The following is an 18,798-nucleotide window of genomic DNA, read 5'->3' as shown; positions in this document are numbered from 1 at the left end:
GTTTCGTATCTTCGCACCGCAGGGAGGGCGCGATGAGCATCGTGGTGCGCGACCTGACCGGGCTCGGCGAGTGGTCGGCCGCGTCGGCGCTCTACCGGAGCGTGTTCGGCTACGACCAGGCCGAGTTCGGCATCAGCCCCCGCCTGCTGGCGGCGCTGCGCGAGAACGCGGGATCGGTGCTGGGCGCGTTCGACGGTGGTGAGCTGGTCGGTTTCTGCTACGGGTTCAGCGCGGTCGAGGCCGGCGAGCTCTACCACTATTCGCAGGCCGCGGTGGTCGCGCCGAGCGCGCAAGGCACGGGCGTCGGCCGCCGCCTCAAGCAGGCCCAAGCCGAAACAGCGCGGGCTACGGGCGCCCGCACGATGCGATGGACGTTCGACCCGTACGCCTTACGAAACGCCCACTTCAACTTCACCGTCCTCGGCGCGACGGCGATCCGCTTCCTCCCCGACTATTACGACGACGGCGCCTCCGACCGCCTGCTCGTCTCATGGGACTTGGCCGCACCCCACGTCCCCAAACACGAGTGCACGACGGTGACGACCCCAGCCAACGACACGACGGCCGCACCCGACCCCACCGACCGCGCAGCCCTACGCCGTGACCTGATCGAGCAATTCAAGACCGCCCACCTGGTACGGGTGGAACGCCACCACAACCAGGCCACGTACACCTTCGAACGGACCACCCGATGACGCCCATCCCGCCGCGTCATCCGCCAACGCGCACCATCGCTCACCTTCGTACAGTCGGCGGTGCCGCGTTGATCAGGGCGCACGCCGTTGCGCATCTTCCTGCAGTCGGCCGCGGCGGATTGTGCGAGCGCGCAACGCGTTGTCGTCGAAACGTGCAACAGCGTGCAATGAGCGCACACGAACGGCCATCCAGTGGGGGAGATGACGGTGGGAGTGAGCACGCTATGACTGCGCATCCGTCGCCGGCTGAGCGGTTTGAGCGGAACGTGCAGCGGCGGTCGGCGCAGGTGCTCAAGCATCGGGTGTTGGAGCAGCAGCGCACGGCGTTTGGCAAGGCGCTGTCGTGGGCGGCCGAGCACGACGCTATCGAGCAGGCGGCTGCGCGCATCGTGTCGGCGCGGCGGCGTTTTCTGCTCGGGAACGGCAAGTCGCTCAGTTATGCGTCGCTGCTGGCGGCCGATCTAAGCGCGGGCTTGTCCGGTGTGCATCTGGTGGACGGGGCGACTGTGCGGCCGCTCGACGTGCTCGGGGACATTCGGCAAGGGGACCTGCTGGTAGCAGTCGCTATGTCGCGCTATCGGCGGGACACCGTGTCGACGGCGGAGGCCTACGTCGCTCACGGGGGTGAGCTTGTGCTGATCACTGACGCCGACGACGCTCCGCTGACGGAGTTGGCGAGCACCCGGATAGTCATCGGGACGGACACTGCGTCGTACGCCAGTTCGCCCACGTCTGTCGTGCTGGTGCTGCACCTGCTGGCCACTCTGACCATCGCCAGCTCCAAGGGGGCCGGGCGCCGCCTGCATGAACGCGACGCCCTCGCCGCCGAACTCGACCTCTACGTGGATCGGACATGACGCGAATCAGCACCGTCGAGCTGCGCCGGGTACGCCTGCCGCTCGTGCACGAATTCCAGACCAGTTCGCACGCCAAACGCTCACTCGAACACATCCTCGTCACCTTCACGTCCGCCGACCGTGACGGCGGTGTCGGGTGGGGTGAGATCGCGTCGCCCAGTGGGCCGTTCTACTCGGCTGAGACGGTTGAGACGTGCTGGGCGATCGCCCGTGACCACCTGGCGCCGATCGCGCTGGCGGCTGAGTGGAATCACCCCGGTGAGCTGGCTGAGGCGTTGGGCAAGGTGCGCGGTAACCAGTTCGCGCGGGCCGGGTTCGACATGGCGGCCTGGTCGCTGTGGACGGCCGAGCGTGGGGTTCCGCTGGCGGCCGCACTGGGTGGCGTACGGAATGAAGTTGAAGCGGGGGTGTCACTCGGGATCGAGCCGACCATCGACGACCTGCTCGGCCAGGTGGCGTTGCGGGTGGGGGAGGGCTACCGGCGGATCAAGCTCAAGATCGCGCCGGGGTGGGATGTCGAGCCGGTGCGGGCCGTCCGTTCGGCGTACCCCTCAATGCCGTTGCATGTCGATGCGAACGGGGCCTACGCGCCGGCGGATGTGGCGGTGATGAAGGAGCTCGACGGGCTGGGGCTGTTGATGATCGAGCAGCCGTACGGGCCCCGGGCGCTGGCCGACCTGGCCGACCTGCAGAAGCAGCTCGAGACGCCGATCTGCCTCGACGAGTCGGTCGAGGAGCTGGACGACCTGGTGACGGCGTTGCGGCTGGGCTCGGGCCGGATCCTCAACATCAAGGTGTCCCGGATGGGCGGGCTGACCTGGGCCGTACGGGCCCATGACCTGGCCGTTGACCACGGTGTGCCGGTGTGGTGCGGCGGCATGCACGAGTTCGGCGTCGGGCGCGCGGCGAATGTGGCGCTGAGCGCGTTGCCCGGCTTCACGCTGCCGTCCGACGTTTCCGGCTCCGACAAGTACTACGCCCGCGACGTCACCACCGAGCCGATCGTCTCCACGAACGGCCTGGTCGAGGTCTCTGCCGCGCCAGGACTGGGTCGCGATCCCGACCTGCCGTTCATCGAGGCGAACACCACCGACGCCCTGACGGTGTCTCGCGCTTGAGCGTTTTGGCTGCTCAGGATGCATGATGCGGGCTGATGATCACCCGATCGGGCTCGGTGCGGCGTACGGAAAGCGGCTTTTGATCGGTTGACCATAGCGTCTGTGCGCAGACAGATGATCGTTCGCCTCCTCGCCGCCACGCTGGTTGGTGCCACAGCCGTCTCCCCGGCGCCGGCTCTCGCCCTGGCCTCGCCCGGCGCCGCCGCGCTCGCCCCGAGCCCCGTCTTCAAGTGGGATCCCGCCCGTCCGGGCGCGGTGATCAGCAAAGCGCCCGCGACCCTGCCGGATGAGCTGCGCCGATTGGGCGACGCCGTCCGCATCGTGTACCTGACCACCGACGTACGCGGGAAGTCGATCAAGGCGACCGGGCTGGTGATCACGCCCAAGGAGCGCCGCAAGAACCGCACAGTGGCGTGGGCGCACGGAACGACGGGGCTCGCTGACCAGTGCGCACCTTCGACCAACCAGCAGGCGTTCTATCCGGAAGCGCGCACCGCCGTCGGCGAACTGCTCAAGCGTGGCTGGACGGTTGCCGCCCCCGACTACCCGGGCATCGGCACCGACCAGCCGCACCCGTACCTGATCGGCAACAGCGAGGGCCGCTCGATCATCGACAGCGTCCGGGCCGCCCGGAACCTCGATGACGACCTCTCGCCGCAGTACGTGGTGGACGGTCACTCGCAGGGTGGGCAGGCCGCGCTCTTCGCCAACCAGCTGTCCGGCTCGTACGACGGTGAGCTGCAGCTGCGCGGCTCGGTGAGCATCGCGCCGACCAGCGGTGTGCGCACTCTGGCCGAGCTGATCCCGCAGACCGAGGGCAAGGGCTATCTGGTGATGGCGCTGTTCGGCCTCAACGCCGTCGAGCCCTCGTTCCGGCCGGCCGACGTGCTTGCCTCTCCGGCCGAGCGCCGTCTGGACGTCCTGAAGACCGGTTGCCTGTACGAGATCCTCGGCGCGTACGCCAACCTGATGCCCGCTCAGCTGCTCAACAACGGCGCCTTGCCCGAGCGGTGGGTCGACGAGCTTTACAAGTACGTGGAACCCGCGCAGACCCGGCCGGCCGCACCGGTCTACATCGTGCAGGGCGCCGACGACGCCACCGTCCCGGCGACGCTGACTGACGCTTTGGTGCAACGGCTGCGCGATCAGAACGCCGTCGTCCGCTACGACACGCTCCCCGGCCAGGACCACGACACGGCGGTGACCGTCTCCGCCGAGCGGGTAGCCAACTGGATTGCCCAACGCTTCTGACCTGCACAAACGCGCCAACCTTCAACCCTCAAGCTCAACCTGAACGTCAAGTTGAGCTTGAGGTTGAGACTCGCTTCCGGCGTCCCCCGTGGCCGCCGGAAGCGAGTGACAGCGATTGAGCGAGTCTGCAATCTGGGATGCGCGACCGTGAGCGAGCCGGCCGTTCGAGTTACGCAACGTTGAGCGAGTTGGCGTCTCAGTTGCGCGACCGTGAGCGAGCCGGCCGTTCGAGTTGCGCAACGTTGAGCGAGTTGGCGTCTCAGTTGCGCGACCGTGAGCGAGCCGGCCGTTTGAGTTGCGCAACGTTAAGTGAGTTGGCGTCTCAGTTGCGCGACCGTAAGCGAGTTGGCGTCCGGTCGCGCGGTGTTGAGCGAAGTGGCCGTTCGAGTTGCGCGACCGTGAGCGAGTTGGCGTTCCGGATGCGCAATGTTGAGCGAGTCGGCGTTCAGGCTGCGCGACCGTGATCGAGGTGGCGTCTCGGTTGCGCGATGTGGAGCGAGTTGCGTTCAGACTGCGCGGTGTCGAGCGAGTTGTTGTTTGGGGTGCGCGTCCGTGAGCGACGTGGCGTTTTGGGCGCGGCATTGAACGAGCTGGCGTGTCGGCCGCGCGGCCCTGAGCGGGTGGTCTCGGCTGCGCGGCTTCGAACGAATTCGTGCCACGAACGCTCGACAGCCTGGCCGCCGGCCCGTATGCGCTGTCAAGTGCCGGCGTTGTTGAGGCGGTGCAGTTGGTCGTCGGTGAGCTTGACGTCCAGGGCGGGCAGCGCGTCGTCGAACTGGTCGCGGGTGCGTGGGCCGATCAGCGGGAGCACGCGGGGCGACTCCTGATGCAGGAGCCAGGCCAGGACGAGTTGGTTGGGCTTCACGCCGGCCTCGGCGGCCACGTCGGCCAGCACCGCCAAGCGGGCGTCGGCGTCCGGGCCGGTGTAGTTCTCCATCATCCAGTGGCCGTCGCGCTTGGCCGCGCTGTCGTACACGCCCTTGAGGATGGGGGAGTACGCCACGAGCGTCTGGTCCGGGTGCTCGCGTAGATAGTCCAGCTGCTCGAAGTCGACGATCGAGGGTGTGTCGGCCGACGCTCCCGGCCGCAGATACGAGTGTTGCTGCTGGACCGCCACCGGCAGGGTCCAGCCGTTGCGCTCGCACAGTTGCCGGATGCGCTCGAGCCGCCAAGTGCGCACATTCGACCATCCGAGATGGCGCACCTTGCCCGCTTGCACAAGACCGTGCAGTGCCTCGAGCGTCTCCTCCAGCGGCGTGCTCCGGTCGTCGACGTGCACGTAGTACAGGTCGACGTGGTCGGTGCCGAGGCGGCGCAGGCTGCCGTCGAGCGCGTGCCTCAGCGTGTCGGCGCCGGCGCCCTCGAACGTACGGCGGGCGAGCTCCCAATTCGGCTGGCCCTGGTCGTCCCACAGGTCCGGCGAGAAGATCGGCACCGCGCTGCCCTTCGTGGCCAGAAAGACCTGCTCACGCCGGTTGCCCTCGCGCATCCAGCGGCCCAGCAGCTCCTCGCTCTGGCCGCCCAGGCTGCCCGGGCGCCGCCACCACTCGTAGCAGTTGGCGGTGTCGACGAACGACCCGCCGGCCTCGAAGTACCGGTTGAGCATGTACACGGAGTCGCGCTCGTCGGTGGCGCCGCCCATCTGCATGGCCCCGAGCGCCATCGCGCTGACGTGCTGCCCGGTCCGTCCCAGTTCGATCGTCTGCATGCCGGCGACGCTAGGTCTTCGAGCGCACTCGAAGTCAAGCGCGCGTCAGAACAGCGAGAGCTGGCCCGGCGTGGGTTCGCGGCGGGCGGTCAGGCTGCCGCGGAAGACCCAGGGGCGGAACTCCGGGGTCGGGTCGGCGTCGGGGGCGGTGGGCGGGTCGCCGCCGGTGAGGGCCCAGAGAGACGGGCCGAGGTTGATGCCGCGGGCTCGCAGGGCGCGGCGCATGACGGCCATGCTCAGGGGGAGGCGGGCGCCGGAGAGGTCGGGGATCGGCAGGTCGTGGCGCATGGCCATGAGGCGGCGGTTGCGGTCGACGATGTCGCGGGCGCCGTCGGCGGTGAAGGTGGTGGCGGCGTGAGCGCCGACGGCGTCGCGGATCAGGTCGACGCCGGCTTCCCAGGCGGCCTCGACGGTGCCGAAGGCGGTCAGGAGCTTGGCCGCTGTCGTGGCGCCGAAGCGGCGTACGCCGTGCAGGTTGTCGGAGGGGTCGCCGCGCAGGGCGGCGAAGTCGCGGTACTGCCAAGGGTGGACGCCGTACAGGGCGGGCAGCGCGGCGGCGTCGATCAGCACGGCTTCGTCGAAGCCGCCGTTTCGCACCCGCAGCACCGTCGTGGCGTCGTCGATCAGGGCGAACGCGTCACGGTCGCTGGTCATGAGCACCGAGCGCCAGCCGTCGGCCCGGGCGGTGGCGGCCGCGCTGGCCAGGACGTCGTCGGCCTCGTAGGCAGGCGGGACCACGACGCACACGCCGGCGTCACGCAGCAGGTCGGGCGCGGCCAGCAGCTGGGCCGTCAGATCCTCAGCTTTGTCGGGGCGGTGGGCCTTGTAGGGCGGGTAGTCGACGCGGCGGGCCGAATCCACGGGACAGTCGAAGCCGACGACGATCGCATCGGGGCGTAGGTGGGCCGCAGCCCGGGCCATGTAGCCGAACAGGCCGCGCAACGCCCAGATCGGGTTGCCGTCGTCGTCGACCCAGCCGTCGCCCGCGCCGGCGTGGTAGGCGCGGTGCAGCAGGCTGTTGCCGTCGAGAACGAGCAGAAGGGGGTCCGGGCGTGGCACGCGACAGAGACTACGCCGGGGGACCGACGCTTTCCGTTTCCCCAGCGTGGGGCGTGGCGCCCTCCAGGCTTCCGCCGGGGTGAGACGCATTCGCCCGGGCGCGGGTGCGGCGGGGTGGCCGGGTTGGGCCGCGGGGGCTGTGCCGAGTGCGCAGGTGCGGCGGGGTGGCCGGGGCCGGCGGAGGGCTGTGCCCGGCGTACAGGTCCGGTGAGAGCGCCGGGTCCGGTGAGAGCGCCGGGCTCGGCGAGATCGCGGGTTCGGCGGACGGCTAGGCCGGCGGGGCGACGCTTTCCCGCTCCACCAGCGTGGGGGCGATGATGCGGCGCGCGTTTTCGGTTGTGCCCGACTCGATCTGGGCCAGCAGCAGTTCGAGGGCAGCCGTGGCAGCAGCGTCGAAGTCGGGGCGGATGGTGGTCAGGGGTGGGGTGTAAAAGGCGGCCTCGGGCACGTCGTCGAAGCCGACCACGCTGACGTCGGCCGGTACGCGGCGGCCGTGTTCGTTGAGGGCTCGCAGCAGGCCCAGCGCGATGTGGTCGTTGGCGGCGAAGACTGCGGTCGCGTCGGGCAGGCGGGCCAGCAACTGGCCGTTGCGGTAGCCCGAGGCGGCGCTCCAGTCGCCGGTGAGCAGCGGCGGGACCTCGCGGCCGGCTTCGCGAAGGGCAGTTTCCCAACCTCGTACGCGGCCGGCGGCGTCGAACCAGTCGGCCGGGCCCGAGATATGCCAGACCGTCCGGTGTCCGTGCGCCAGCAGGTGTTCGGTGGCCGCCCGGGCGCCGGCCGTCTGGTCGACCGTGACCAGGGACGACGAGCGTTCCGGGTCGCCGTCGATGGTGACCAGCGGCACGTCGCCGGGCAGCTTGGCCAGGGCGGGCGCGGCCGAGGCGACCGGGGCGATCACGACCAGGCCGGCCACCCGCTGGTCGAGGTGGCGTTCCACCGCCTCGGCGATGGAGTGTTCGTCGAGGCTGCGCACGCTGCCCACGTTGACCGCGAAGCCGGTGGCCTGGGCCGCCTCCTCGAACGCGGTCAGCATGGAGGCCGGCCCGTACAGCGAGGAATTCTGGGCGACGACCCCGATCACCTTGGACGTGCCGGTGACCAGCGCCCGGGCCGCCCGGTCGGGCCGGTAGCCCAGTTCGGCGATGGCCGCGCGCACCTTGAGCCGGGTCGGCTCGCTGACGTTGGGGTGCTCGTTGAGCACCCGCGACACGGTCTGGTGGGACACGCCGGCCAGCCGGGCGACGTCCATCATTCCGGGCGGCCGCCCACGCTTCACACTCATCCGCGGCAGCATAAACCGGCGACGCTCTACGGGCGGTCCTGCCGGTCGGCGAAGGCCGCCCAGTGATCATCCGAAGGCGGCGGTGACGAGCGAGCAGGGCGCTCCGATTCCGACGCGCGCCGCGAGGCCGCGTACGCCGCAAGCGCAGTTGTAATCGGTACAGCGGTGATCAGGCCGATCGTGCCGACCGCGCTCCGCACCAGCTCCTGAGCCACCAGCTGCCCGGTCAGCAGCTCGCTGACCGGCGTCTCCCCGGCCGCGAACAGCAGCATCAACGGCAGCGAGGCCCCGGCGTAGGCCAGCACGATCGTGTTGATGACCGAGGCGATGTGCGCCCGCCCGATGCGGGTCGCCGCCCCGTACAGCTGCCGGAAACCGTACGAGGGATTGGCCTCGGCCAGCTCGGACACTGTGGCCGACTGGGTCACGGTCACGTCGTCCAGCACGCCCAGTGACCCGATCACGATGCCGGCCAGTAACAGGCCCCGCATGTTGATCTCACCCTCGGTGATGCTGAGAAAGTTGGCCGTCTCGTCGGCCACGCCGTTGAGATGCGTGCCCGCCGTGGCCACGGCCGACAGCAGCGCCGTGATGGTCAGGCTGGCCAGCGTCCCCGCCACCGCGATCGATGTCGTTATCGAGAACCCGTGCGTCAGATACAGCACGCTCAGCATGATCGCGGCCGCACCGACCACGGCCACCAGCACCGGTGACTTGCCGTCGAGGATGGCCGGCACCACGAACAGCAACAGCACGACGAACGTGAGGGCCAGCCCGGCCAGCGCGGTCAAACCTCGCCAGCGCCCGAACGCGATCACCGCCAGCGCGAACGCCGCCCCGAGCATCCACAGTTCGGTGCCCCGCTGGTGGTCGGCGATCGAGTAACTTTCGCTCTCCCCGCCTTCGCCGTCCAGCAGGCGCAGCAGCACCACGTCATCGCCGGGCTCCACCTCGACCGCCCCGGGGCCGTTGGGGATCTCGGCCTTCACCTCAGTGCCGTCCGACAACCGTACGGTGACAGTTCCGCATTTTTCCGGAGGGGCCGGATCGCCTTCCGGCACCTCTGCGCACGGCACGGGCGTGACCGCCTGCACCTCGCCGGTCACCCGGGTCAGGCCCTCGGCGTCCCGAGCGCCCGGCAGTGACTGGCTCGGCCACAGAAGCAGCAGGCCCAGCACGGTCAGCAGCGCGGCCGGGATCAGGAACATCAACGTCAGCCGGCGAGCGCCCGGAGTGCCCGCCCAGGAGTGGTGATGGTGGCCCGGCATGGCGACCAGGGTAGGCCAGCGCGCGGCCCCGGCGAGCGGCAAGGCACTATGGCGCGAATGAACCGGCAGACCGACATTTCCGTACGGCCACCCGTGGGGAACGTTTGGCACCGCCGGCTCGTGTCCTGGCTGCTCGCGACTGGTCTGGGCATTGTCGTCGCCTTGTTGGGATGGCCGGCTCAGCCCGCGAGCGCCCACGCCATCCTCACGCAGGCCGCCCCGCAGCAGGGTTCGATCGTCAAGGCCGCCCCCGGCCAGGTGGTGCTGCGCTTCAACGAGGCCGTCCAGGTGATCCCCGGCCGCACCCAGGTGATCGGCCCCGACGGCAAGCGGGTCAACGTCGGCGACCCGGAGCCGCAGCAGAACGGCATGACGATCAAGCTGCGCCCGGCCGATCGCCCGCTGGGCACGTACCTGGTCAGCTATCGCATCGTCTCGGCCGACAGTCACCCCATCTCGGGCGCCTTCACGTTCTCGGTCGGCGCCCCCTCGGCCAGCGCGCCGTCCGCGATCGACGAGGGCGTCCACCCGGCGGTGCAGACAGCGACGGCAACTTCCAAGTTCCTTGGGTACGGGGGTCTGACGCTCGCGGTCGGGCCGGTGCTCTTCCTCGCCCTGTGGTTCCAGCGCCGCTCCCTGGTCACGCTGGCTCGCGCCGGGCTGGGCGTCACGGCGCTGAGCACGCTGGCCGCGATCTGGCTGCAGGCGCCCGCGTCGTCCGGGGCCGGCCCGTTCGACGTCTCGGCGGGGGAACTGGGCCAGGTGCTGACCACGTCGTTCGGGGTGATCCTGGTCGTCCGGCTGGCACTGCTGGCCGTGGCCGCGTACCTGGTGCCGCGGGTGCACCGGCATGCCGGGCGCGGCCCCACCGCCGTGCTGGTGGGACTGACCGTCGCCATCCTGGTGACCTGGCCGCTGACCGGGCACCCGGCCGCCTCGCCGCTGGCCTGGCTGCTGGTAGTGGCCGACACGGCCCATCTGGCCGGCATGGCGGTGTGGCTCGGCGGTCTGGTCGCGCTGACCGCGATCGTGCTGCGCCGCGCCGACACCCGGCAGCTGCGGGTGATCCTGCCGTCGTGGTCGCGGTGGGCCGCCCTGGCCGTCTACTGGCTGGTCGCGGCCGGCGTGCTGCAGGCCGTGGTGCAGGTCGGCAGCGTCGACGCGCTCTTCAAGTCCGATTATGGACGGCTTCTGCTGATCAAGACCGGGCTGCTGATCGTGGTGCTGGGCGTGGCCGCCTGGTCGCGCCGGCTCGTGCAACGCGGCACCGCCGCCGCCAGCCCCGGACAGCTACGGCGCGCGACGGGGGTCGAGGTCGGGATCACCGCGCTGGTGCTGGCGGCCACCGCCGTACTCGTGCAGACCAACCCCGGCCGTGCGGTCGACGTCGAGGCGGTGGCCGCGGCCAAGGCCCGGGGTTTCGTGACCACGCTGAACAGCAAGCTGTACTCGGTGCAGTTCGAGGTCTTCCCGGCCGGCGTGGGCGAGTACAACACGATCCACGCCTTCGTCTACACGCCCGAAGGCAAGCCGCTGAAGGTGCTCGAATGGCAGGTCACGCTGTCGCTGCCGGAGAAGGGCATCGAGGCGATCGAGAACCCGGTCGCCTCCATCCTGGAGAACCAGGGCCTGGGCAACCTGACGTTCCCGTTCCCCGGCGAGTGGCAGCTCTCCATGACCCTGCGGACGACCGAGATCGATCAGGCCACGGTGACGACGACCATCCCGGTGCGCTAGCTCGCTACCCTCGGGCGCATGAGTGCGACCGACAAGGCGCGCGAAGTGTGGGACAAGGCCGCGCCCGCCTACGACCGGCAGATCGTGTTCCTCGAACGCGTCTGGTTCACCGGCGCCCGCGAGTGGATCGGCGAGCGGGCCCGCGGCCGGGTGCTCGAGGTGGCCGTCGGCACCGGGCGCAACCTGCCGTTCTACTCGTCCGAGGCGACGGTCAGCGGCATCGAACTGAGCCCGGTCATGCTCGCTCAGGCCCGTCGAAAGGCAACAGAACTTGGCCGTACGGTCGACCTGCGCGAAGGGGATGCCGAGCACCTTCCGTACGGGGAAAGCAGTTTCGACACGGTCGTCTGCGCGCTTTCGCTGTGCACCATCCTCGAGCCGCGCGCCGCGATCGCCGAGATGCGCCGGGTGCTCGTGCCGGGCGGGCGGCTGCTGCTGGTCGACCACATCGGCAGCTCGTGGCCGCCGGTGCGGGCCGCCCAGTGGCTGCTGGAGCGGGTGACCATCGCGACGGCCGGCGAACACTTCACCCGTCGCCAGCGGCCCTTGGTCGTGGCGGCCGGATTCGACATCGTCGAAAGTGAGCGGGTCAAGGCCGGAAGCATCGAACGGATCCACGCTGTCAAACTCGGATAGTGCTGATCTTCCGGTCCGTCCTGCTGTTCGTGCTCGCCGCCGTCGCCGAGATCGGCGGGGCCTGGCTGGTCTGGCAGGGCGTCCGGGAGCACAAGGGGCTTCTGTGGATCGGCGCCGGCATCGTGGCCCTCGGCGCCTATGGGTTCGTGGCCACGCTGCAGCCCGACGCCAACTTCGGGCGCATCCTGGCCGCGTACGGCGGGGTGTTCGTGGCCGGTTCGCTGGCCTGGGGCATGGTCGTCGACAAGTTCCGCCCCGACCGCTACGACGTGATCGGCGCCGTCGTCTGCCTGGTCGGGGTGGGCGTGATCATGTACGCGCCGAGGGGCTGACTCTCGTCAGCCCCTCTTCATGCGCGTCGCTTATACGAGCGGGCAGGTGTTGCGGTAGTCGGAGATGGAGACGCTCGACGGTCCCGGGCAGATGAACTGGTCGTACCGGGTGTCGTTGTCGACGAAGCGCTTGAGCCACGAGACCATGAGCCGGCCGGTGAACGTGTTGGCCGACTGCGGGAAGAAGTGGCTGGCGTTGTTCAGCTCGAGGTAGGCCTTCTCGCTGGCCGACGGGATGCTGTTGTAGAACGGGATCGAGTGCGAGCTGACCGGGGCGATCGTGTCGCTCTCACCGCCGATGATCAGGGTCGGGACGCGTACGGTCGAGAAGCTCTTGACGGTGTTCCAGGGTGCCAGCGGCACGGCGGCCTGCAACGAGGGCCGGGTGCGGGCGGCCTCGAGCGTGCCGCCGCCACCCATCGAGTGCCCGGCCACGGCCAGGCGGGACGTGTCGATGCGCGAACGCACCGAACTCGTACGGGTCAGGTAGTCGAGCGCCGCCAGCAGCTGCGACCCGCGCGAGGAGGGCTGGTCGAGAAGCGTGTTGGTCTCGATGCCGATCACCACGAAGCCGTGCGAGGCGATGCGCGGGCCCAGCCAGGCCAGGCTCGACCAGGTGGCGGTGAAGCCGGGCGAGATGGCGACCGCGCCGAAGGTGCCCTGCGTGGTGGAGGTCGGGTAGTAGATGACGCCGCCGCCGAAGCCGGAGACCAGGGAAGAGACGTTCTCGGTGGCTACGGAGAAGGGGCCGCGGCTGGCGTCGAGCACGGCGGCGGTGGGGTCGGGGCCTCTCTCGTACGGGTTGTCGGCGGCCTGGGCCGGCGCCGAGGCGAGACCGACGGCCAGAGCCGACGCGGTGGCCATGGCCAGAACGATCCGGCGGAGTTTGCGAACCTGCTGCACCTGACACGCTCCCGGGGGCTAAGGGAATTGATGGCGGTCAGTGTTTGCGCGCTCGCCGCCGGTGCGCATCGGCGAAATCACCAGCCATCCGTCATGGCCCGTTAACACCTCCGAAATTTCATCAGCCGAAAAGTCGGCGTCGATGTCTTCCGGCCCGCACCCAGCCCCGACAGACTCGCGACATGGAAAATGCACCCACAGTGCATGAACTTCTGACAGCCGCCGCCGCAGGCCGTGGCGGCGCGCTGGTGCTGGCCGGCGCAATAGGCGAGGGCCGTACGACGACGCTGCGGGCCGCCGCAGCCGGGCTGGACGGATGGACGGTGCTCGCCGCCCCCGGCTACGCCGACGAGTCCACCCTGTCGGGCGCCGGCCTGCAGCGCCTGCTCGCCCCGCTCGCCTCGCCGCTCACTTCGCTGGATGCCGGTCCGCTCGCTTCGCCGGAGGCTGAACCGCTCGCCTCGGTGGATGGCGGTCCGCTCGCTTCGCCGGGTGCCGGTCCGTTCGCGTCGCTGGAGGCTGGACCGCTCGCTTCGTTAGGTGCCGGGCCGCTCGCTTCGTTTGGTGCCGGGTCGATCGCTCTGCTGAGTGCCGGGCCGCTCGCTTCGCTGGTCGCCGGGCGCGAACTTCCCGAGCCGCTTGTGCTCGCTCTGAGCCTGCAGGCGCTGCTCCGGAAGGTGACCGCGAGCGGACCGGTGCTCTGCCTGCTCGACGACGCCGACCTGCTCGATCCCTTGTCGTGGCAGCAGATGCGGATGCTCGCCCGCCGTATCCACGACCTTCCGGTGGCGATCCTGGCCTCGGTCACATCGGACGCGGCCGCCGGTGGTCTCCCGACGCGCCGCCTGACCCCACTCGACGCCGAGGCAAGCCACGCGTTGATCCGCCAGCACGCCCCGGACGTCACCGCCGAGGTCGCATCTGCCCTGACCGCGCTGGCCGAGGGGCATCCCGCCGCTCTCGCCGAACTGGCCGCCTCGCTGACACCGCAACAGCGGCGAGGCCTGGCGCCGCCGCCTGTCTCGCTGCCCGCCCGAAGCCCCTTAAGGCTCCGATTCCGTACGGCCCTGGACGCGCTGCCGGAAGCGACCCGCCGCCTACTCCTGCTGGCCGCCGCCGACCCGGCCGCCCGCCCGTCCGACCTGATCGCCGCAGCGGGCCGAGTAGCCACAACCGGCACCGAAACGAGACGGCCCGACGCTCGCGCTTCTGCCAACCAGCCGGTTGGTTTCAACGCCGAGCCGGAGGAATCAGCGCCCTTGCCTGCCAACCAGCCGGTTGGTTCAGGCGCTGAGCCGGGCAGCGAGCCGGACCGCACCGCCTCCGCGCTTGCCAACCAGCCGGTTGGTTTGGATGCCGAGCGGGGCAACGAGCCGGGCCGCGCGCCCTCCGCGCTTGCCAACCAGCCGGTTGGTTTCGACGCCGAGCGGGGCAACATGCCAGGCCGTGCCGCGTCCGCTCTTGCCAACCAGACGGTTGGTTTCGTTACCGAGGCGGCGGGCGAGACGGGCCGTGCTGTCCTCGCGTCCGCGGACGGCGTCGGCATTGGTATTGGCGATCTGGAACCGGCAGAGCGGGCAGGGCTGATCGTGGCCGACGCCGACGGGGTGCGCTTCCAGCCGGGTGTGCTGCGGCTGGTCGCGTACGACGAGGAACCTATCGGCCGCCGGCAAGCCGCCCACCTGGCCCTCGCCGAGGTTCTGGGCAGCCGCGGCCGCACCCTGCAGGCGTTGCTGCACCGTGCGGCCGTCGCTGCCGCGCCGGATGACGACCTGGCTCGTGATCTTCTGATTGCTGCTGAGGCCGCGCCGCCCCCGGAAGCGTTCGCCGCTCAGCGCTACGCCGCGGACCTCAGCGGCACCCCGGCCGGCGAAGCTCGAGCGCTTCTGCAAGCGGCCCGTTCGGCGATGGCTGCGGGCCGTCCCCAGGACGCCCGGCCACTACTGCGCCGCGCCGCCCAACTGCGGGGGAGCGCCGCCGTACGGGGCCGGGCCCAGGCGCTGATCGCCGAGATGCGCCTGCGCCGGGCGCCCGCCGAGTCGCGCGAGGCTCTGCTCGACGTGGCCGGCGAGCTGATGACGGCCGACCCTGCCGGCGCGGTTGAGGCCCTGCTGGTGGCCGGTGAGGCTTGCGGTCGTACGGGGGAACCGGGCCGCTATCCCCGCCTGGCCCGCCAGGCCGCCGCCCGGTGCCGTGACGGGCGCCCGGCCACCGACATGGCCCTGCATCAGGTGGTGGGTCTGGCCGACCTGATGACCGGCGACCACGACACCGCGTTCGGGCATCTACGCGAGGTCCTGCGGCTGGCCGACCACACCTCCGACCCGGCCGCGCTCACCCGGGCCGCGAGCACCGGGATTCTGCTCGGCCAGGACCGCCGCGCGGCTCGGCTGGCCCGGCGCGCTGTCATTCTGGCCCGCGAGACCGGCAACGCGCCGCTCGTGCCCGAAGCCTTGGAAGTGACCGCCTTCGCCGAGCTGGCCGCCGGTCGCCATGACGCGGCGACCGAGGCCGCGCTGGACGGAGCCGCCGTCGCCAGGGCCGCCGGACGTCCCGATCTGGCCGACGCGCACGACGATCTGCTCGGTCTGCTGGCTGCCTTCCGGGGGGACGTGGAAACGAGTCGCGAGCGGCGTGGCGCCCTGGGTGACTGGGCCGAGGCGCTGCTCGATCTGGTGGCCGGGCGGCCCGAGTCCGCCGCCGAACGTCTCGCCCGCATCGCCCGCACCGGCTCGATGACGTTGCGGGTGGCGATCGCGCCGCATCTGGTCGAGGCCGGGGGATCGGGGAGCGACGTCTTCGACGAGTGGGCCGCCCGCACCAGGCAACCCGGTTGGCTCGCCCTGCGCAGCCGGTGCCGGGCGCTGACCGAGGCCGAGGCGGCCGACGACTACTTCCGCGAGGCGCTGGGCTGGCACGATCGCGACGAGGACGCCGGCTTCGCCCTGGCCCACACCGAGCTTCTGTACGGGCGGCATCTGCGGCGCCGTCGCCGGCCGGCGGAGGCCCGCGACCACCTGCGCCGGGCCGTCGAGCACTTCCACCGCTTCGACGCGCAGCCGTGGGCCGAGCAGGCCGCCCGGGAACTGCGGGCGGCGGGGGAGCGGATCGGCCCGGTCGGCCGCGCCCCGCTCACCGCCCAGCAGGAACGCATCGCCGGCCTGGTCGCCGAGGGCGCGACCAACCGTGAGGTGGCCCAGCAACTGCACCTGAGCCCCCGCACGATCGACCATCACCTGCGCAACGTCTTCGCGCGCCTCGGCGTCCGGAGCCGGACCGAGCTGGCCCGGCTCCTCGCCGGCTAGATCTTCTCGATCGTCACCGGGGTGACCAGCCGGCGGTCGCGATCGGCCACCACGCGCAGGTCGCCGGTCAGCGTCACCCGGCCCGTGCACGGCAGATCGGTCGCGGAGGTGCCGACCAGCACGTCCAGATCGCCCGGCTCGACCACCCGCGAGTAGTCGCGGCCGGTGAAGGCGGTGCGGTCGGCGTGGACCGTGAACGTCACGTCCTTGGCCTCGCCCGGCTCGAGCGGCACCCGGGCGAACCCGGTCAGCTGCTTGACCGGCCGGGTCACCTGCGCCACCAGGTCCTTCAGGTAAAGCTGCACGACCTCGTCGCCCGCCCGCGATCCGGTGTTCCGCACTCGTACGGTCACCGTGAACTCGCCGTCGACCGGCACCGACTCGTTGCTGATCCGCAGGTCGTCCAGCTCGAACGACGTGTACGAGCGTCCGTGCCCGAACGGGAACAGGGGAGCCGGGTCGAGGTTGCTGACGCCGGTGTTCTCGGCGCCCAGCGCGGGCTGCAGGTACGTGCCGGGCTGCCCACCGGCGTGCCGCGGGATCTGCACCGGCAGCTTCGCCCCGGGGTTGACCCGCCCGGTGAGGACGCCGGCGATGGCCGCGCCGCCCTCTTCGCCCGGCATGAACGCCTGCACCAGGCCGGCCGCCCGATCCGCGAAGGCCCCAAGAGCGTACGGGCGACCGGAAACCACCACCACCACGACCGGCCGGCCCGTGGCGAGCAGCGCCTCGATCAGCTCGGCCTGCACGCCCGGCAGCGTCAGGTCTTCGGCGTCGCAGCCCTCACCCGAGGTGCCGTGCCCGAACAGGCCGGCCAGGTCGCCGACCATCGCGATGGTGACGTCCGCGCCGCGGGCCGCCTCGACCGCGGCCGCGAAACCGGACTGATCACCGCCGATGACCGCGCAGCCCTGTTCGTACACAATTTCGCTGCCCTTAAGTGCAGAACCGAGCGCTTCGACGGCGGTTGGCACCTCGATGCCCAGCCCGGCCTCGGGATAGCGCGGCAGCACGTGGTTGGGAAAGGCGTAACAACCCATGAACGTACGCGGATCGGCCGCGGCCGGACCGACGACCGCGACCTTCCGGACGTCCGGAGCCAGGGGGAGCGCCGAACCGGCGTCGAGCAGCACGATCGACCGTTCGGCCAGCTCGCGGGCCAGCGCCCGGTTCTCGTCCGAGTCCAGGTTGACCGCCTCGGCCGGGGCGACCGACTTCTCCGGCGTCCAGTCCGCGTCCAGCAGGCCGAGCTCGACCTTGTGGGTGAGCAGCCGGCGGACCGCCCGGTCGATCAGCTCCTCGGGCACCCGGCCGATCAGGTCGGTGCTGAAGCCAAGCGTGTCCGGCAGCTCGACGTCGATGCCGGCGGTCAGCGACTGGGCGCCGGCATCGACCATGTCGGTGGCCACGTGATGCGTACTGGCCAGGAACGGCACCGCCCAGTAGTCCGAGACGACCGTGCCGGTGAAGCCCCAGCGGTCGCGCAGCACCTCGGTGAACAGCCACGGGTCGGCCACCGCGGGCAGGCCGTCGATGTCCGAGTAGGAGTTCATCACCGAGCCCGCGTCCGCCTCGCGGATCGCCGTCTCGAAGGTCGGCAGGATGACGTCGAGCAGCTCGCGGCGGCCCATCGGCACCGGCCCGTGGTTGCGGGCGCCGCGCGAGGCCGAGTAGCCCGCGAAGTGCTTGAGGGTGGCGATGACCCCGGCGCTCTGCAGGCCGCGCACATAACCCGCGCCGAGCAGGGCCACCAGGTACGGGTCCTCGCCGATCGTCTCCTCGACCCGGCCCCAGCGGTAGTCGCGCACGACGTCGAGCACCGGCGACAGCCCCTGGTGGACGCCGACGGCGGCCATGTCCCGGCCGATCGCGGCGGCCATCCGCTCGACCAGCTCGGGGTCGAAGGTGGCGCCCCAGGCGATCGCGGCCGGGTAGACCGTGGCGCCGAAGGTGGTGAACCCGGTCAGGCACTCCTCGTGGACGATCGCGGGAATGCTCAAGCGCGAGTTGGCGAGGACGATGTGCTGTTGACGGATCACCTCGGCGGCGCCCTGGGAGGGGGTGAGCGGCTTGCTCCCGTACACACGCGTCAGATGACCGAGGCCGTGCCGGCTGGCCTCCTCAAGGGAGATTGTCCCGGATTTGGCGAAAACGTCCGCCATGGGGGCCACGTTGAGGGTTTCCTCGTTGTCAATTTGTTGCTCGTCCTGCATGTCGTTACCGACCCAGCGGCTGCCCAACTGGCCTATCTTCTCTTCTAGGGTCAGCTCGGCGAGAAGTGCGTCCACGCGCGCGGCGACGGTCAGCGCCGGGTCCTGCCATGGCTTGTGTGCCGGTTCTGTGGTCACGGCGCGACTCCTGGTTCCTCGGGTTCTTCCGAAACTTTCAGTGTTTGCACAGGTCGATTTCTCGGCGTCGAACGATCTTAAGCAGGGGCTTGCGCGCAGGTCGCGATGGCGTCCACTCTTGCGGTGGGAGCGCGACCACAGCAAGACCCTTGACATGATCACAGCGAAACCCTACGTTAACGAAACCTCGTGTTAATTTGCGGTTGTCGAGCGAAAGTTGCAGCCTCTGTGACGCGGACGACGCGCCCCTCAGGGGCGGCTCAGCACCACGGCGATCCTCTCGCCGCCACCGAGGCGGC

General features: G+C 70.6%; 14 protein-coding genes. 8 read left to right on the top strand and 6 right to left on the bottom strand.

Annotated features, from left to right (window positions below; all coding sequences use genetic code 11):
- The first annotated feature begins 32 nt into the window (after positions 1-32).
- The 4 genes from OWR29_RS24455 to OWR29_RS24440 all read left to right on the top strand — a co-directional run bounded on the left by OWR29_RS24455 (position 33) and on the right by OWR29_RS24440 (position 3,921).
- On the top strand, positions 33-695 hold the full coding sequence (locus tag OWR29_RS24455; RefSeq protein WP_267565527.1) for a GNAT family N-acetyltransferase: 663 nt from the start codon (positions 33-35) through the stop codon (positions 693-695).
- A 224-nt stretch (positions 696-919) separates the two neighbouring features.
- A complete protein-coding gene (locus OWR29_RS24450; RefSeq protein WP_267565526.1) occupies positions 920-1,552 on the top strand; it encodes a MurR/RpiR family transcriptional regulator in 633 nt (210 codons plus the stop codon).
- Complete coding sequence (menC, locus tag OWR29_RS24445; RefSeq protein WP_267565525.1) at positions 1,549-2,670, top strand: o-succinylbenzoate synthase; 1,122 nt, start codon at positions 1,549-1,551, stop codon at positions 2,668-2,670. The genes OWR29_RS24450 and menC overlap by 4 nt, the downstream gene beginning before the upstream one ends.
- 102 nt (positions 2,671-2,772) lie before the next feature.
- Positions 2,773-3,921, top strand: a complete 1,149-nt coding sequence (locus tag OWR29_RS24440; protein ID WP_267565524.1) for an alpha/beta fold hydrolase — start codon at positions 2,773-2,775, stop codon at positions 3,919-3,921.
- A gap of 697 nt (positions 3,922-4,618) precedes the next feature.
- Here OWR29_RS24440 and OWR29_RS24435 read toward each other — a convergent pair.
- From OWR29_RS24435 to OWR29_RS24420, 4 genes are all read right to left on the bottom strand, one after another.
- Positions 4,619-5,629, bottom strand: a complete 1,011-nt coding sequence (locus OWR29_RS24435; protein ID WP_267565523.1) for an aldo/keto reductase — start codon at positions 5,627-5,629, stop codon at positions 4,619-4,621.
- Positions 5,630-5,674: 45 nt separating this feature from the next.
- Positions 5,675-6,688: a 5'-3' exonuclease gene (locus OWR29_RS24430; RefSeq protein ID WP_267565522.1), complete on the bottom strand. Its 1,014-nt coding sequence runs from the start codon at positions 6,686-6,688 to the stop codon at positions 5,675-5,677.
- A 268-nt stretch (positions 6,689-6,956) separates the two neighbouring features.
- Positions 6,957-7,970: a LacI family DNA-binding transcriptional regulator gene (locus tag OWR29_RS24425; protein ID WP_438872648.1), complete on the bottom strand. Its 1,014-nt coding sequence runs from the start codon at positions 7,968-7,970 to the stop codon at positions 6,957-6,959.
- Positions 7,971-7,996: 26 nt separating this feature from the next.
- Positions 7,997-9,238: a YibE/F family protein gene (locus OWR29_RS24420; protein WP_267565521.1), complete on the bottom strand. Its 1,242-nt coding sequence runs from the start codon at positions 9,236-9,238 to the stop codon at positions 7,997-7,999.
- A 57-nt stretch (positions 9,239-9,295) separates the two neighbouring features.
- Between OWR29_RS24420 and OWR29_RS24415 the strand changes: the two genes are divergently transcribed.
- Genes OWR29_RS24415 through OWR29_RS24405 form a run of 3 tightly spaced genes read left to right on the top strand, consistent with a single transcriptional unit; the run spans position 9,296 to position 11,943 of the window.
- Positions 9,296-10,975: a copper resistance CopC/CopD family protein gene (locus OWR29_RS24415; protein WP_267565520.1), complete on the top strand. Its 1,680-nt coding sequence runs from the start codon at positions 9,296-9,298 to the stop codon at positions 10,973-10,975.
- Between the two features lie 18 nt (positions 10,976-10,993).
- Positions 10,994-11,611: a class I SAM-dependent methyltransferase gene (locus tag OWR29_RS24410; RefSeq protein ID WP_267565519.1), complete on the top strand. Its 618-nt coding sequence runs from the start codon at positions 10,994-10,996 to the stop codon at positions 11,609-11,611.
- The gene (locus tag OWR29_RS24405; protein ID WP_267565518.1) at positions 11,611-11,943 is read left to right on the top strand and encodes a YnfA family protein; all 333 of its coding nucleotides are present in this window, start codon (positions 11,611-11,613) and stop codon (positions 11,941-11,943) included. The genes OWR29_RS24410 and OWR29_RS24405 overlap by 1 nt, the downstream gene beginning before the upstream one ends.
- A gap of 30 nt (positions 11,944-11,973) precedes the next feature.
- Here the strand turns inward: OWR29_RS24405 and OWR29_RS24400 are convergent, their stop codons facing one another.
- Positions 11,974-12,807: an alpha/beta hydrolase family protein gene (locus tag OWR29_RS24400; RefSeq protein WP_267565641.1), complete on the bottom strand. Its 834-nt coding sequence runs from the start codon at positions 12,805-12,807 to the stop codon at positions 11,974-11,976.
- 221 nt (positions 12,808-13,028) lie between these two features.
- Here OWR29_RS24400 and OWR29_RS24395 point away from each other — a divergent pair, with 221 nt between their 5' ends.
- The gene (locus tag OWR29_RS24395) at positions 13,029-16,151 is read left to right on the top strand and encodes a LuxR family transcriptional regulator (RefSeq protein ID WP_267565517.1); all 3,123 of its coding nucleotides are present in this window, start codon (positions 13,029-13,031) and stop codon (positions 16,149-16,151) included.
- Here the strand turns inward: OWR29_RS24395 and OWR29_RS24390 are convergent.
- Positions 16,148-18,499 (bottom strand): glycoside hydrolase family 3 N-terminal domain-containing protein, encoded by a 2,352-nt coding sequence (locus OWR29_RS24390; RefSeq protein ID WP_267565516.1) that lies wholly within the window; start codon positions 18,497-18,499, stop codon positions 16,148-16,150. The two genes, OWR29_RS24395 and OWR29_RS24390, sit on opposite strands and share 4 nt — an antisense overlap.
- Positions 18,500-18,798: the final 299 nt, after the last annotated feature.

Origin of the sequence: Paractinoplanes pyxinae, assembly GCF_026626335.1 — a bacterium.
GTDB lineage: Bacteria > Actinomycetota > Actinomycetes > Mycobacteriales > Micromonosporaceae > Actinoplanes > Actinoplanes pyxinae.
The sequence above is the reverse complement of the archived record's forward strand: the minus strand, read 5'-3'. Positions and strand labels throughout refer to the sequence as shown.

What these genes read in the sequence shown, in the direction of transcription:
- OWR29_RS24455 (WP_267565527.1), top strand. Translation starts at nt 33, where the DNA reads ATGAGCATCGTGGTGCGCGACCTGACCGGGCTCGGCGAGTGGTCGGCC.
- menC (WP_267565525.1), top strand. Translation starts at nt 1,549, where the DNA reads ATGACGCGAATCAGCACCGTCGAGCTGCGCCGGGTACGCCTGCCGCTC.
- OWR29_RS24400 (WP_267565641.1), bottom strand. Translation starts at nt 12,807, where the DNA reads ATGGCCACCGCGTCGGCTCTGGCCGTCGGTCTCGCCTCGGCGCCGGCC.
- OWR29_RS24420 (WP_267565521.1), bottom strand. Translation starts at nt 9,238, where the DNA reads ATGCCGGGCCACCATCACCACTCCTGGGCGGGCACTCCGGGCGCTCGC.
- OWR29_RS24395 (WP_267565517.1), top strand. Translation starts at nt 13,029, where the DNA reads ATGGAAAATGCACCCACAGTGCATGAACTTCTGACAGCCGCCGCCGCA.
- OWR29_RS24415 (WP_267565520.1), top strand. Translation starts at nt 9,296, where the DNA reads ATGAACCGGCAGACCGACATTTCCGTACGGCCACCCGTGGGGAACGTT.
- OWR29_RS24425 (WP_438872648.1), bottom strand. Translation starts at nt 7,970, where the DNA reads ATGAGTGTGAAGCGTGGGCGGCCGCCCGGAATGATGGACGTCGCCCGG.
- OWR29_RS24435 (WP_267565523.1), bottom strand. Translation starts at nt 5,629, where the DNA reads ATGCAGACGATCGAACTGGGACGGACCGGGCAGCACGTCAGCGCGATG.
- OWR29_RS24410 (WP_267565519.1), top strand. Translation starts at nt 10,994, where the DNA reads ATGAGTGCGACCGACAAGGCGCGCGAAGTGTGGGACAAGGCCGCGCCC.
- OWR29_RS24450 (WP_267565526.1), top strand. Translation starts at nt 920, where the DNA reads ATGACTGCGCATCCGTCGCCGGCTGAGCGGTTTGAGCGGAACGTGCAG.